Origin of the sequence: Klebsiella michiganensis (assembly GCF_015139575.1) — a bacterium.
In the GTDB taxonomy this organism is placed as follows: domain Bacteria; phylum Pseudomonadota; class Gammaproteobacteria; order Enterobacterales; family Enterobacteriaceae; genus Klebsiella; species Klebsiella michiganensis.
Genome location: NZ_AP022547.1, coordinates 291,066 through 304,309 on the forward strand (window position 1 = coordinate 291,066; position 13,244 = coordinate 304,309).

A 13,244-nucleotide genomic window follows, 5' to 3' on the forward strand; every position below is an offset into this window, starting at 1 on the left:
TGAATATGAAAAAATTAACCCTTGGCTTAATTGGTAATCCTAATTCCGGTAAAACCACGCTGTTCAATCAGCTCACCGGCGCGCGCCAGCGCGTCGGTAACTGGGCGGGAGTGACCGTTGAACGCAAAGAGGGTGGTTTCAACACCACCGATCATCAGGTCACGCTGGTAGACCTTCCGGGCACGTATTCCCTGACCACCATCTCCTCGCAAACCTCGCTGGATGAGCAGATTGCCTGCCACTATATTCTCAGCGGCGACGCCGACATGCTGATTAACGTGGTCGATGCGTCCAATCTGGAACGTAACCTCTATCTGACGCTGCAGCTGCTGGAGCTTGGCATCCCCTGCGTGGTCGCGCTGAATATGCTCGATATCGCGGAAAAACAGAAGATCCGCATCGATGTCGACGCGCTGGCCGCGCGTCTCGGGTGCCCGGTGATCCCGCTGGTTTCCACCCGCGGGCGCGGTATCGAGGCCTTAAAAATGGCGATCGATCGCCATCAGCAGAACCAGGCTATTGAACTGGTGCACTATCCGCAGCCGCTGCTGCGGGAGGCGGACAAGCTGGCGCAGGCCATGGCCGCGGATATTCCGCAGCGCCAGCGTCGCTGGCTGGGTTTACAGATGCTTGAAGGCGATATTTACAGCCGCGCCTACGCCGGTGACGCTGCCCACAAGCTGGACGTGTCCCTGGCGCACCTGAGCGAAGAGATGGATGACCCCGCGCTGCATATCGCCGATGCCCGTTACCAAAGCATTGCCGCCATTTGCGATGCGGTCAGTAACACCCTTACCGCCGAGCCCAGCCGCTTTACCGCGGCGATGGATAAAGTGATCCTCAACCGCTTCCTCGGCCTGCCGGTCTTCCTGTTCGTTATGTACCTGATGTTCTTGCTGGCGATTAATATCGGCGGCGCGCTGCAGCCCATTTTTGATGCCGGTTCCGTGGCTATCTTTATCCACGGTATTCAGTGGGTTGGCTATACCCTGCATTTCCCGGACTGGCTGACGGTGTTCCTCGCCCAGGGGATTGGCGGCGGTATCAATACCGTACTGCCGCTGGTACCGCAGATCGGCATGATGTACCTGTTCCTCTCTTTCCTTGAAGACTCTGGCTATATGGCGCGGGCGGCGTTTGTAATGGACCGCCTGATGCAGGCGCTGGGGCTACCGGGGAAATCCTTCGTGCCGTTAATCGTCGGTTTTGGTTGCAACGTTCCGTCGGTGATGGGCGCGCGTACGCTTGATGCGCCGCGCGAACGTTTGATGACCATTATGATGGCGCCGTTTATGTCCTGCGGCGCGCGGCTGGCGATTTTCGCCGTCTTCGCCGCCGCCTTTTTCGGCCAGAACGGCGCGCTGGCGGTCTTCTCGCTGTACGTACTGGGGATCGTGATGGCGATTGCGACCGGACTGATGCTGAAGCATACCATTATGCGCGGTGAAGCGTCGCCGTTCGTGATGGAGCTGCCGGTGTATCACGTTCCGCACGTGAAGAGCCTGATTATCCAGACCTGGCAGCGTCTGAAAGGCTTCGTCCTGCGCGCGGGTAAAGTGATCGTTATCGTCAGTATCTTCCTCAGCGCGCTGAACAGCTTCTCGCTGAGCGGTAAGATCGTCGATAACATCAACGACTCGGCGCTGGCGTCGGTCAGCCGGGTGATTACCCCGGTATTTAAACCGATTGGCGTACATGAGGATAACTGGCAGGCGACCGTCGGGCTGTTTACCGGCGCGATGGCCAAGGAAGTGGTGGTGGGGACGCTGAACACCCTCTACACCGCCGAAGATATCCAGAACGAAGCGTTTAATCCGCAGACGTTTAGCCTCGGCGATGAGCTGCTGGCCGCGGTAGACGAGACCTGGCAGAGCCTGAAAGATACGTTCAGCCTGAGCGTGCTGGCCAACCCTATCGAAGCCAGTAAAGGCGACGGCGAAATGGCAACCGGCGCGATGGGCGTCATGGGCAGCAAATTCGGTAGCGCCGCTGCGGCGTACAGCTACCTGATTTTTGTCCTGCTCTATATTCCCTGCATCTCGGTAATGGGGGCGATTGCCCGCGAGTCGAGCCGCGGCTGGATGATGTTCTCCGTCCTGTGGGGGCTGAATATCGCTTACTCGCTCTCTACGCTGTACTACCAGACCGTCAGCTTTAGCCAGCATCCGCGCTATAGCCTGGTGTGCATTCTGGCGGTGGTGCTGTTCAATATCGTGGTCTTTGGCCTGCTGCGCAGAGCGCGCAGCCGGGTGGACGTCTCGCTGCTGGCGACGCGCAAAACGCCGTCCACCTGCTGCCAGAGTCCGGCGGGCGATTGCCACTAAGGAGCGATGATGGCGTCATTAATTGAAGTCCGCGATATGCTGGCCCTGCAGGGGAGGATGGAGGCAAAGCAGCTCAGCGTCCGCCTGAATACGCCGCAGCCGCTGATTGACGCCATGCTGGGCCGCCTGCAAGCGATGGGGAAAGCGGTGAAAGTGACCGAAGATGCCGATGGCTGCCTCTCCGGCAGCTGTAAAAGCTGCCCGGAAGGCAAAGCCTGCCTGCGGGAGTGGTGGTCGCTGCGCTGATTGGGCTGTGAAGGCAGGTTTCCCGGTTTGCGGCTAACGCCTTATCCGGGCTACGAGTTTGTGCGGTTTTGGGCTTGGTAGCCCGGGTAAGGCGTTTACGCCGCGACCCGGGAGATTCGACCACAGATTTGTACGGTTCTGGGGTGGGTTGCCCGGACAGGCGCAACGCGCCGCCTCCGGGAACCGACTGCGGCATATACCGCAAGCGGGTCCTGAGACCCGCTTTCTGGCTTACTTGTAGACGTCCGCGTTAGCGTGAACCGTTTTCTCGTTCTTCTCGCCTGCAATCACCACAAAATAGGTGCCGCCCAGCTCATCCGCTTTTTTCGACAGATCGCGCTTTGCATCCATCGGAGAGGTTGTTCTGGAGGTGGTAATCGAACCGATTTTGGTCAGGTTCAACTTAGCCACTTCGTCTTTTTGAATTTCCTTGGCGGCGAACGCGCCGAAGGACAGGGAGCCAATCACCAGAGATGCAACAATTCCTGTAACAAGTTTCATAGCCTCTACTCTCCATTAGGTTGTTTTTTTTAGGTCACGGGGCCAGCGTGAAATAGTCAACCCCCGCAACAACCTAAGTATTGCTGCACCCAGCGTTTTTACCACGTCCCGCTAAAAAAATTTATCGATCTCACGCTTCAGCTCGATCAGCGGAGCGCAAAACGCCTGCGGATGTGAAATGAACGGCGCATGGGCGGCTTTATCGAAGACAATCGACGTGCTTTTGGGCCACAGCGCATCGAGAAGCGGAATGATTTTACGCGGTACCAGACCGTCCAGCCGACCGTACAGGCGCAAAAAAGGCATGTCGAGGGCGGTCAACGGCTGGCGTAAATCGGCGGTTTTGAGGATCTCCAGCCCGCCGTTTAAAACGTCCGGCGACGGCATCGGTAGCGACAGCACCGTGCTCTTCAGCGCTCTCGCATCCTGACGCGCGCTTTCGGTACCCAGGGTTTGCAGCGCCAGAAAGCGTTCGACGGTGCGTTGAAAATCTTCGCTCAGCTGCTGCTGAAACCCGCTCAGCACGTCGGGCTTAATGCCGGGCCAGCTGTCGTGAGCGCTAAAGCAGGGGGAAGAGGCCACGGTGACCAGCGCCTGCACGCGATCGGGATGGGATAACGCGACCTGGCTGGCCACCAGCCCGCCGAGGCTCCAGCCCAGCCAGATAGCGCGCTCCGGCGCGTTTTCCAGCACCCGCTGGGCCATCTCTTCCAGCGACATCGCGCCAAAGCCGCCGCTGCGGCCATAGCCAGGCAGGTCGACGAGGTGCAGCGTAAAATGCGAAGCCAGCTGCGGCGTGATGCAATCCCACACTTTGGCATTCAGCCCCCATCCGTGCAGCAGCACAAGATGACAATTTCCTTCGCCCGTGGTCTGCCACGCGATCGTTTTCATCAGTTACTGTTCTCTTTCCACCAATCGAGGGGGAAATATGCTAACAGCACACAGCTTATGCTGGCTATGCCAAATGCCGCTGGCCATCGCCAGCTGGGGGATCTGCTCGCGATGCGCGTCGGCGCTGCTGGCGTCTGAACCGCTGTGCCCGCAGTGCGGCCTGCCGGCCCAATCAAGCACGCTGCCCTGCGGGCGCTGCCTGCAAAAACCGCCGCCGTGGCAGCGGCTGGTGACGGTGAATGACTATCGACCGCCGCTGAGCGGCCTGATTCACCAGCTGAAATTCAATAAGCGGCCCGAGCTGGCCCCGGCGCTGGCGCGTCTGCTGCTGTTGCGCATTCGCCAGCGTCGGGATCTTCCCCGCCCGGACCGGATAATTAGCGTGCCGCTCTGGCAGCGTCGTCAGTGGAAGAGGGGATTTAATCAGAGCGATCTGCTGTGCCGGCCGCTCTCCCGCTGGCTGGACTGCGCCTGGCGCAGCGATGCGCTAACCCGCCGGCGCCGCACCGCCACCCAGCATCAGCTCAGCGCCAGATTGCGCAAACGGAACCTGAAAAACGCCTTCCAGCTTGAATTGTCGCTCCAGGGCCACCATATCGCCATTGTGGATGATGTCGTCACAACCGGAAGCACCGTCGCCGAGATATCCCGCCTGCTTTTGCGAAACGGCGCCGCGACGGTTCAGGTATGGTGTATATGCCGTACCTTGTAGACCCCTGCTGATGGGCGTATAATAACCCAGTAAAATAGTCAACTATTAGGCCAACGCTATGATCCGTATTTCCGATGCTGCACAAGCGCACTTTGCCAAACTGCTGGCAAATCAGGAAGAAGGGACACAAATTCGCGTATTTGTGATCAATCCCGGCACCCCTAACGCCGAGTGCGGCGTGTCCTACTGCCCACCGGATGCGGTGGAAGATTCCGATACCGCGCTGAAGTTTGAGCAACTCACCGCCTACGTCGATGAGCTTAGCGCGCCGTACCTGGAAGACGCTGAAATCGATTTTGTTACCGACCAGCTGGGCTCCCAGCTGACGCTGAAAGCGCCAAACGCCAAGATGCGCAAAGTGTCCGACGATGCCCCGCTCATGGAGCGCGTTGAGTACCTGCTGCAGTCGCAGATTAACCCGCAGCTGGCCGGCCACGGCGGGCGCGTCACGTTGATGGAAATCACCGACGATGGCCTGGCGATTCTGCAATTCGGCGGCGGCTGCAACGGCTGTTCGATGGTTGACGTGACGCTGAAAGAGGGGATCGAGAAGCAGATGCTGAACGAGTTCCCGGAACTGAAAGGCGTACGCGATCTGACTGAACACCAGCGCGGCGAGCACTCCTACTACTGATTTCCCCGCCCGGCTGCCTTTTCGCGGCCGGGCGACTCTCTTCATGTTACCGCGCAACATTTCCCGCTAAGCGACCCGGCAGAAACCCGGGAAAGAGTATGACTTAAGTCTCATATTTGAAATTTTCACCGCCCAGGTGATTCTCAAACTTCATATGTTACCCGTATCATTCGCTTCAGGCGCCACAGATAAAAAAATAGCCAGCTATCCTTTCTCTGGGTAAGGATAAAGCCAGCTTCTACGGCGTCAGACATTTTTTGTTCCGGTCGGAACGGATGAAGTCAATGTTGAAACTATGACGTTACCCATAACAAATTAAGGCCAGGTAAATCATGCCATTAGTCATCGTTGCTATCGGGGTTGCCCTGTTATTGTTGCTGATGATCCGTTTCAAGCTGAACGGGTTTATCGCTCTGGTTCTGGTGGCACTTGCCGTCGGGCTCATGCAGGGTATGCCTCTGGATAAAGTTATCGTCTCCATCAAAAACGGCGTTGGGGGAACCCTCGGCAGCCTCGCGCTGATCATGGGCTTCGGCGCGATGCTCGGTAAAATGCTGGCGGACTGCGGCGGCGCGCAGCGTATCGCCACCACGCTGATTGCCAAATTTGGTAAACAACATATTCAATGGGCGGTTGTGCTCACCGGCTTTACCGTCGGCTTCGCCCTGTTCTATGAAGTGGGCTTCGTACTGATGCTGCCGCTGGTCTTTACCATCGCCGCATCCGCCGGTATCCCGCTGCTCTATATCGGCGTCCCGATGGCGGCCGCGCTCTCCGTCACGCACGGTTTCCTGCCTCCGCACCCGGGCCCGACGGCCATTGCCACTATTTTCCATGCCGACATGGGTAAAACCCTGCTGTTCGGTACGATTCTGGCGATCCCGACGGTTATCCTTGCGGGGCCGGTTTACGCACGCTTCCTGAAAGGTATCGATAAGCCGATTCCGGAAGGCCTGCATAACCCGAAAACGTTCACTGAGGAAGAGATGCCGGGCTTCGGCGTCAGCGTCTGGACCTCTCTGGTACCGGTTATTCTGATGGCTATGCGCGCCGTGGCCGAAATGGTTCTGCCGAAAGGTCATGCCTTCCTGCCGATCGCGGAATTCTTCGGCGACCCGGTCATGGCCACGCTGATCGCGGTACTGATCGCCATGTTCACCTTCGGTCTTAACCGCGGTCGTTCCATGGAGCAGATTAACGATACGCTGACCTCCTCGATCAAAATTATCGCCATGATGCTGCTGATCATCGGCGGCGGCGGCGCCTTCAAGCAGGTGCTGGTCGATAGCGGCATGGATAAATACATTGCTTCTATCATGCATGAATCCAATATGTCCCCGCTGTTTATGGCATGGTCGATTGCTGCGGTACTGCGTATCGCGCTGGGTTCCGCCACCGTTGCGGCGATCACCGCGGGCGGTATCGCCGCGCCGCTGATCGCCACCACCGGCGTGAGCCCGGAACTGATGGTGATCGCCGTTGGCTCCGGCAGCGTTATCTTCTCCCACGTTAACGACCCGGGCTTCTGGCTGTTTAAGGAATACTTCAACCTGACCATCGGCGAGACCATTAAGTCGTGGTCGGTGCTGGAAACCATTATCTCAGTGTGCGGCCTGGTAGGCTGTCTGCTGCTGGGGATGGTGGTATAAGCTGCTTGTCAGCCTAAAACGAGCCGGGTCGCCGCGAGGCGAACCCGGCTTTTTTATGCGCTCTGGCCACAACGGCCAGACTTATCGCAGTAATACCCGCCTGCGCGCGGCGCCTGACATTGAAATTCAGCAAACTATCCCCCATTCTAGATCTCATGCTATAGCGCCGGACGCGCGCTTCATTCACCCAATTCAACAGGACTGCGCATATGACCAATCCATTACTGACGCCTTTTTCATTACCGCCATTCTCTGCCATCAAACCCGAGCACGTGGTCCCCGCGGTCACTAAAGCGCTGGATGATTGCCGGGCGGCGGTAGAGCGCGCGGTGGCGCAAGGGGCGCCGTATACCTGGGAAAATCTTTGCCAGCCGCTGGCGGAAGTAGACGACGTGCTGGGGCGTATTTTTTCCCCGGTCAGCCACCTGAACTCGGTCAAAAACAGTCCGGAACTGCGCGAAGCCTACGAGCAGACCCTGCCGCTGCTTTCGGAGTACAGCACCTGGGTTGGGCAGCATGAAGGCCTGTACAAAGCGTACCGCGACCTGCGCGACGGCGACCATTACGCCACCCTGAATACCGCGCAGAAAAAAGCGGTAGATAACGCGCTGCGCGATTTTGAACTCTCCGGTATTGGCCTGGCGAAAGAGCAGCAGAAACGCTACGGCGAAATCGCCGCCCGCCTCTCCGAGCTGGGCAATCAGTACAGCAACAACGTGCTCGACGCGACCATGGGCTGGACCAAGCTGGTCACCGATGAATCTGAGCTCTCCGGCATGCCGGAAAGCGCGCTTGCCGCAGCGAAAGCCCAGGCTGAAGCCAAAGAGCAGGAAGGGTTTCTGCTGACCCTGGATATCCCGAGCTATCTGCCGGTAATGACCTACTGCGACAATCAGGCGCTGCGTGAAGAGCTGTATCGCGCCTATTCCACCCGCGCCTCCGACCAGGGGCCGAACGCCGGAAAATGGGACAACAGCCCGGTAATGGCGGAAATCCTCGCCCTGCGCCACGAGCTGGCGCAGCTGCTGGGCTTTGACAGCTTTGCCGACAAGTCGCTGGCGACCAAAATGGCCGAAAATCCGCAGCAGGTGCTCGACTTCCTGACCGACCTGGCGAAACGCGCCCGTCCGCAGGGTGAGAAAGAGCTGGCCCAGCTGCGCGCCTTCGCCAAAGCCGAATTCGGCGTGGATGAACTGCAGCCGTGGGATATCGCTTACTACAGCGAAAAACAGAAGCAGCATCTTTACAGCATCAGCGATGAACAGCTGCGCCCCTACTTCCCGGAAAACAAAGCGGTTAACGGCCTGTTCGAGGTGGTTAAGCGTATTTACGGTATTACCGCGAAAGAGCGTACCGATGTGGACGTCTGGCATCCGGAAGTGCGCTTCTTCGAACTGTACGATGAAAAAAATGAACTACGCGGTAGCTTCTATCTCGATCTCTACGCTCGCGAACATAAACGCGGCGGGGCATGGATGGATGACTGCGTTGGCCAGATGCGTAAGCTTGACGGCTCGCTGCAAAAGCCGGTCGCTTATCTGACCTGTAACTTTAACCGTCCCGTCAACGGTAAGCCGGCGCTGTTCACCCACGATGAAGTGATCACCCTGTTCCACGAGTTTGGCCACGGTCTGCACCATATGCTGACCCGTATCGACACCGCCGGCGTGTCCGGCATCAGCGGGGTACCGTGGGATGCGGTCGAGCTGCCGAGCCAGTTTATGGAAAACTGGTGCTGGGAGCCGGAAGCGCTGGCCTTTATCTCCGGCCACTATGAAACCGGCGAGCCGCTGCCGCAGGAATTGCTGGAGAAAATGCTGGCGGCGAAGAACTACCAGGCGGCGATGTTTATTCTGCGCCAGCTGGAGTTTGGCCTGTTCGACTTCCGCCTGCATGCGGAGTTCAGCCCGCAGCAGGGCGCGAAAATCCTCGAAACGCTGGCGGAAATTAAGCAGCAGGTGGCGCTGATCCCCGGGCCGTCGTGGGGCCGTTTCCCGCACGCCTTCAGCCATATTTTCGCCGGCGGATACGCAGCGGGTTATTACAGCTATCTGTGGGCCGACGTCCTGGCGGCGGATGCCTTCTCGCGCTTCGAAGAGGAGGGTATCTTCAATCGCGAAACCGGCCAGTCGTTCCTCGACAACATCCTTAGCCGCGGCGGTTCGGAAGAGCCAATGGTCCTGTTCAAACGCTTCCGCGGTCGCGAGCCGCAGCTGGACGCGATGCTTGAGCATTACGGTATTAAGAGTTAATCCTGTTGTGAAAATTTGTTTAATTGATGAAACGGGCGCCGGAGACGGCGCCTTATCTGTTCTGGCTGACCGCTGGGCGCTGGAGCAGGATGAGGATAACCCGATGGCGCTGGTGATGACCCCGGCGCATCTTGAGCTGCGCAAGCGCGATGAACCGAAGCTTGGCGGCATCTTTGTTGATTTTGTCGGCGGGACCATGGCCCATCGGCGCAGGTTCGGCGGCGGCCGCGGCGAGGCGGTGGCGAAAGCGGTGGGAATCAAAGGCGACTATCTGCCGGATGTGGTCGATGCGACCGCCGGTCTGGGAAGGGATGCCTTTGTTCTTGCCTCCGTGGGCTGTCGCGTGCGGATGCTGGAGCGTAACCCGGTGGTTGCCGCGCTGCTCGACGATGGCCTAGCGCGCGGCTACGCCGACGCTGAAATCGGCCCCTGGTTGCAGGAGCGTCTGCGGCTGATTCACGCGTCCAGCCTGACGGCGCTGACCGATATCACCCCGCGTCCGCAGGTGGTCTATCTCGACCCGATGTTTCCGCATAAGCAGAAAAGCGCGCTGGTGAAGAAAGAGATGCGGGTATTTCAGTCGCTGGTGGGGCCGGATTTAGACGCCGACGGTCTGCTGGCGCCGGCGCGTCAGCTGGCGACCAAACGGGTGGTGGTTAAGCGCCCGGACTACGCGCCGCCGCTGGCGGATGTCGCGACGCCTAACGCGGTGGTGACCAAAGGCCACCGGTTTGATATCTATGCCGGAACGGCGGTTGAGCCGCAGGGGTAAGCAACCTGCGTCAGGGCCCTTTCCCCGGGGGCGGCGCGTTGCGCCTGCCCGGGCTACGGGTTCACCGCCGTCTGCGGGTCTGGTAGCCCGAACAGATGCGCAGCATCGCCTCCGGGAAATTCTGCCACTCTGCGCTCTGCTCCCGGGGCGGCGCGATGCGCCTTGCCCGGGCTACGGGTTCACCGCCGTCTGTAGGCCGGTAGCCCGGACAGATGCGCAGCATCGCCTCCGGGAAATTCGGCCACTCTGCACTCTGCTCCCGGGGGCGGCGCGATGCGCCTAGCCCGGGCTACGGGTTCTTGCGATCTGGGGGGGCTGTAGCCCGGATAAGGCGTTAGCCGCAATCCGGGAAACCCCGTCGACCGCACCGTTTTTACGCGCTTTTTGTATTAATCATCCTGTTCAGCCACGGCACCATGATCGCCATGACCACCGTGACGCCCAGGGTCACCAGGCCAATTTTGCTGAAGACATCGGTATAAATCGGCAGCGTCTGTAGCGGGTCGGTAATATTATCCGGTACGGCGGTGAAGGTCGCCACGTAGCCGCCCAGCAGGAACGCGGCCGCCTGGGTTAAAAACCACATCCCAAGAATAAAGCCCATCAGATGCTGCGGCACCAGCGCGGCAACCATCGCCAGCCCCAGGGCGCTAATCAGCAGTTCCCCCAGACTCTGGAACAGATAGACCAGCACGATAAACCACGGCGAGGTCAGCCCCTGGGCGTCGGCAAACCACATTCCCGCCGCGGCTGCCGTCAGAAAACCCAGCGCGCACAGGAACATGCCAAGGGTAAACTTCATCGGCATTGTCAGGTCTTTGCCCTTATTGCCCAAACGCGTGTAGATAGCGGCGAGGATCGGGCTGGCCACCACCACCCAGAACGGGTTTAGCGCCTGAAAGCTCACCGGGTTAATCGCGAAACCAAGTATTTCATGGTGAACGTTATTGATAGCAAAGAAGTTGAGCGAGGTGGGCATCTGCGCGTACAGAATATAAAACAGCACCGCTTCCAGCATCAGGATAAAGGCGACGAACATTTTGTTGCGCCCGGTTTTATCCAGCTTGAAGGCCTCGCGGAAGAAGAAAATCGTCACCACCACTGAGAGGATAATCAGCACCAGATTGGCGATTTTGACATTATGCATTAGCCAGGCGCAGAGAAAAATCATGACCACCGTACCGGCCAGCACGTACAGTAAATTGCGCAGGCTCAGCGGTTTGTGGTCCGGCTCAGAGCCGATATCTTTCACCATACCCCGACAGGCGAAGTAAACCAGCAGGGCGACGATCAGACCGGCGCCGCACAGGTTGTAGGTTACCGCATAGCCGAACTTGTCGGCAATCACCGGCGCCAGCGACAGCGACAGCAGCGAACCGATATTGATCGACATATAAAACAGCGTGAAGGCGCCATCCAGGCGGGCATCTTTTGGCGGATAGCATTTGGACAGCAGGCTCGCCGGGTTAGCTTTAAACAGGCCGTTACCCACCGCAATGGTCCCCAGCGCGATGAAAATCAGATTGGGTTTGAGCAGCGACAGGCCGGTCATAAAGTAGCCTGCGGCAAGCACAATCGCGCCCAGAACCAGCGTACGTTTCGTACCCAGCAGGTGATCGCCGACATAGCCGCCGATGGAGATGAGGCCATATACCAGCGCGGCAAACGCGCCAAAGGTAATAAACGCCTGCTCCTGAGAAAAACCGAGCTGTTTAACAAAGAAAACGGCCAGGATCCCCTGAACGCCGTAATAGCCAAATCGCTCCCATAGTTCCACAAAGAAGATCATGAAGAATGGGCGAGGTTGCTGCAGCAAGCCTGTCGGTGCGGTTGAATTCATCTTTCTTCGCCTTTAAGTCCTGTCCGGAAAAGTATGAACGCGTATGCCAAAACGCGCTGAAAAAGGTTAATTTTGCGTAATGATATGATGTTTATCTATTTTGGCGAATTATTATATGGCTATATTGCTTTTGAAATGGTTGATCAACCTGGCATTGTGGCGATTATTTGGATTTATATGCTTTTTGCGGCGGGTGGGGGAAATAAAAACGCCCGCGTTGGCGGGCGTTGGTCATCAGCGAAATGAAATAACGTCCTGTTTGTTATTCGTCTTCTTCGTCGCGCAGCGGGACAATCAGCATATCCACGTGAACGGTGTTGATGAGCTGACGAGCCGAGGACATCAGTTTGCTCCAGAAGTCCTGATGGTGACCGCAAACCACGAGGTCCATATCATACTTTTTAATCGCATCAACCAGCACCTGGCCGAGATCGCCGCTGCCGCTCAGGGTCTCAGTGATCGGATAGCCCGCGTTGGTGGACAGCTCGCTTAACGCGTGGTGAGTCTCTTCGGAGATGCGTTTCTGCATGTCGCCCAGATTGACGTCAATAAGGCCGGTGTAGAGATCGGAGTAATTCACATCCACGTGGATCAGGGAAACTTTTGCATTGTAGGGGCGGGCCATAGAAACGGCTTTTTCTACCAGTACTTTGCTTTCCGGGGACAGGTCTACTGCAATAAGAATATGTTTGTAAGCCATGGTGTTACTCCTTCCATAAGTTGTCGATGACCGTTGGACCTGACAGCCAGCGCTGCCGCTTCGCCCGCGTCCTGCGTGCTACATTCGCGGGGGGAGTCCTTAAGGACCTAATTGTAGAAGATATTTCTACCTTATAGCGCCCCTCGCGATCCGTCAATCCACCTTGTTCAGCGAATAGTTAAACAAATATATCCGACTTATGCATTGATAATGATTAACGTTGTGGTAAAAAAATTAACTGATCTCCTACACTATTTAATGAGCCGGTCGGATAAATAAACGTGATCGGAATCGCACTCTTTCACAGTACAGTCGGTTTGATATTGGGGAGCGGTAGTCCCGGAGGGAGCCTCCGAGGACGGGTCGCCGGGGAGGAGGTATGATCAGCACTGTTGCGCTGTTTTGGGCCCTGTGTATCGTATGTGTAGTGAATATGGCACGCTACTTCTCGTCGCTGCGTGCATTACTTGTTGTGCTACGTGGTTGTGACCCTTTGCTCTATCAATATGTCGACGGCGGCGGTTTTTTTACGTCGCACGGGCAGCCCGGCAAACAGGTGCGCCTGGTGTGGTACATCTACGCCCAGCGCTACCGCGATCACCACGACGATGAATTTATCCGCCGCTGCGAGCGGGTTCGTCGGCAGTTTATTCTCACCAGCGCGCTATGCGGCCTGGTGGTGGTCAGCATGATTGCCCTGGCTATCTGGCACTAGCTTCA

Annotated in this window: 13 protein-coding genes; 9 read left to right on the forward strand and 4 right to left on the reverse strand. The window is 57.8% G+C overall.

Going from position 1 to position 13,244, the window contains the following annotated elements:
• Positions 1-5: 5 nt before the first annotated feature.
• Together feoB and feoC are read left to right on the forward strand one after the other, a co-directional pair.
• Positions 6-2,324, forward strand: coding sequence for a Fe(2+) transporter permease subunit FeoB (feoB, locus tag JLG71_RS01325; protein WP_042934424.1), 2,319 nt, complete (start codon positions 6-8; stop codon positions 2,322-2,324).
• 9 nt (positions 2,325-2,333) lie between these two features.
• Positions 2,334-2,570: a [Fe-S]-dependent transcriptional repressor FeoC gene (gene feoC / locus JLG71_RS01330; RefSeq protein ID WP_014227148.1), complete on the forward strand. Its 237-nt coding sequence runs from the start codon at positions 2,334-2,336 to the stop codon at positions 2,568-2,570.
• Between the two features lie 231 nt (positions 2,571-2,801).
• Here the strand turns inward: feoC and JLG71_RS01335 are convergent, their stop codons facing one another.
• Both JLG71_RS01335 and bioH read right to left on the reverse strand, forming a co-directional pair.
• A complete protein-coding gene (locus tag JLG71_RS01335) occupies positions 2,802-3,071 on the reverse strand; it encodes a YdgH/BhsA/McbA-like domain containing protein (protein WP_014227147.1) in 270 nt (89 codons plus the stop codon).
• Positions 3,072-3,182: 111 nt separating this feature from the next.
• Complete coding sequence (bioH, locus tag JLG71_RS01340; RefSeq protein ID WP_048263487.1) at positions 3,183-3,965, reverse strand: pimeloyl-ACP methyl ester esterase BioH; 783 nt, start codon at positions 3,963-3,965, stop codon at positions 3,183-3,185.
• A 37-nt stretch (positions 3,966-4,002) separates the two neighbouring features.
• Here bioH and gntX point away from each other — a divergent pair, with 37 nt between their 5' ends.
• The 5 genes from gntX (at position 4,003) to rsmJ (ending at position 9,984) form a co-directional block, all read left to right on the forward strand.
• The gene (gene gntX, locus JLG71_RS01345; RefSeq protein WP_032694208.1) at positions 4,003-4,677 is read left to right on the forward strand and encodes a DNA utilization protein GntX; all 675 of its coding nucleotides are present in this window, start codon (positions 4,003-4,005) and stop codon (positions 4,675-4,677) included.
• Between the two features lie 58 nt (positions 4,678-4,735).
• Positions 4,736-5,311 (forward strand): Fe-S biogenesis protein NfuA, encoded by a 576-nt coding sequence (gene nfuA / locus JLG71_RS01350; protein WP_004106660.1) that lies wholly within the window; start codon positions 4,736-4,738, stop codon positions 5,309-5,311.
• Between the two features lie 332 nt (positions 5,312-5,643).
• Positions 5,644-6,960, forward strand: coding sequence for a gluconate transporter (gene gntT, locus JLG71_RS01355; RefSeq protein ID WP_004134706.1), 1,317 nt, complete (start codon positions 5,644-5,646; stop codon positions 6,958-6,960).
• Positions 6,961-7,169: 209 nt separating this feature from the next.
• Positions 7,170-9,212, forward strand: a complete 2,043-nt coding sequence (gene prlC / locus JLG71_RS01360) for an oligopeptidase A (protein ID WP_014839726.1) — start codon at positions 7,170-7,172, stop codon at positions 9,210-9,212.
• A gap of 7 nt (positions 9,213-9,219) precedes the next feature.
• Positions 9,220-9,984 carry a 16S rRNA (guanine(1516)-N(2))-methyltransferase RsmJ gene (rsmJ, locus tag JLG71_RS01365; RefSeq protein WP_200913943.1) on the forward strand — a complete coding sequence of 255 codons (765 nt, stop codon included), beginning with the start codon at positions 9,220-9,222 and terminating at the stop codon, positions 9,982-9,984.
• A 373-nt stretch (positions 9,985-10,357) separates the two neighbouring features.
• Here rsmJ and dtpB read toward each other — a convergent pair whose 3' ends face one another.
• Positions 10,358-11,824 carry a dipeptide/tripeptide permease DtpB gene (dtpB, locus tag JLG71_RS01370; RefSeq protein WP_025106828.1) on the reverse strand — a complete coding sequence of 489 codons (1,467 nt, stop codon included), beginning with the start codon at positions 11,822-11,824 and terminating at the stop codon, positions 10,358-10,360.
• Between the two features lie 72 nt (positions 11,825-11,896).
• Here dtpB and JLG71_RS01375 point away from each other — a divergent pair, with 72 nt between their 5' ends.
• On the forward strand, positions 11,897-12,070 hold the full coding sequence (locus tag JLG71_RS01375; protein ID WP_155774232.1) for a hypothetical protein: 174 nt from the start codon (positions 11,897-11,899) through the stop codon (positions 12,068-12,070).
• Between the two features lie 16 nt (positions 12,071-12,086).
• Here JLG71_RS01375 and uspA read toward each other — a convergent pair whose 3' ends face one another.
• The gene (gene uspA, locus JLG71_RS01380) at positions 12,087-12,524 is read right to left on the reverse strand and encodes a universal stress protein UspA (RefSeq protein ID WP_004126268.1); all 438 of its coding nucleotides are present in this window, start codon (positions 12,522-12,524) and stop codon (positions 12,087-12,089) included.
• 379 nt (positions 12,525-12,903) lie between these two features.
• On the opposite strand from uspA, the gene uspB reads away from it, so the two are divergent.
• Entirely contained in the window at positions 12,904-13,239 is a 336-nt protein-coding gene (gene uspB, locus JLG71_RS01385) for a universal stress protein UspB (protein WP_004855171.1), read from the forward strand.
• Positions 13,240-13,244: the final 5 nt, after the last annotated feature.